Annotated in this window: 1 protein-coding gene; it reads right to left on the reverse strand. The window is 61.1% G+C overall.

Annotation, left to right across the window (positions count from 1 at the left end; all coding sequences use genetic code 11):
- Positions 1-381: 381 nt before the first annotated feature.
- Positions 382-1,300 (reverse strand): hypothetical protein (locus MJD61_12910; protein MCG8556168.1); only part of this gene is annotated, 919 nt, incomplete at its 5' end.

The raw sequence follows: 1,300 nt of genomic DNA on the forward strand, positions 1-1,300 counted from the left end.
AGGGCAGTAGCACCCACCAAACCACATTGACTCAAAAAGGGGCTGAGGTCGGCAGGCACCGGTATTGGTTGTGGACCCTGGGGCCCGCCCCCCATAGAAGGCGGGTGCTGATTGTCGCATTCTGGACGCGGTGTCTGCTTACCTGCTGTGAGTACAAAGGAATCACCCGGCCTAAAGTTGACTAGCGGTTCCTCAGAGATCTCCTGGCAATTCCGCAAGCCAGAAACGAAAGTGATACGAAACTGCTCTCCGCCGTCCAATCCCGATTCCGGGCAATGGGGTCCCCAGCATCCGTAAGCGGCACTCCCGCTGGCAAGAAGTACCGCAATGCTCAATTGGATTCGTCTACGGGCTTGGAATACGCCTAGCACTCGAGAGGCATCATAGCAGCGGGCCACCACAGACCCTTTCGTCTTCCTCGGTCTCGAGACGTAGCTGTGTGGTGGTCGCAGCAGTTCCGCCGCTGGGCGGATGAATACGTATCCGGATCGCTGTTGGCAGCGTTGAAGTGTCCAAGGAGTCCGTTGCGCTGAACGTGCAGCCGGAGGTGCCGAAGACTCCCTGACTCTGGCGAGTGAACCGAAGCTGCCAGCCGCCGGAACCATCCGGCCGCAGCACATCGTAGCCGACCGTGGTTCCGATGCAGGTCGCCTCGTCAAGTGACGCTGCATCGCTCGCTGTAGCGGACATATCAAGGGTCGGTTTGTCGGCGATTGCTGGTAGGTGCTGGACCTCGATCCAAACGTCAGGGCAGACCGCCTGGTCGGATTGAGTAGCGCCCGAGCCGAAGCCCTGAGCCTCAGGACAAGGGACTCCAAGCTCCGTGGCGGCGTCCACGCTGAAGTCGACGGGGCACCACACACAGGAATTGGCAACGCAATCACCGCCTTGCCCAAGAGGACATACTTCACACACGTTGTTTCCGGTGGAGCCGAGGATCTGACCTGGAGGACAGCATTCGCAAGTATCCGTGGCGTGGTTGGCCCATAGGTTGAAGGGGCAGTCTACACAGATCCGGCCCTGCGCAACCTGCCTTGGAAGGCATTCGCCGCAAAGGAACTCGTTGGTCGTCCCAGGAACAGGATGCCGCGGCGGGTCGCCGATGGCATGGTGCGCCGCGCACGGGTCGCACGAGCTCGCCATGTTGAGATCAGGGTCTGGTACCGGCTCGCCAAGCACTTCCTCGATCTTGAAACGCTCGCCGCTCACGAGCGGCCCGTCCCAGTCCACACCTAGCAGGCAGGCTTCCCAACGCCGGACTCGATCCGCCGGAGTCGCGATGATGTTAGGCTGACCGGCC

This window comes from Pseudomonadota bacterium (genome assembly GCA_022361155.1).
Lineage (GTDB): Bacteria > Myxococcota_A > Polyangia > Polyangiales > JAKSBK01 > JAKSBK01.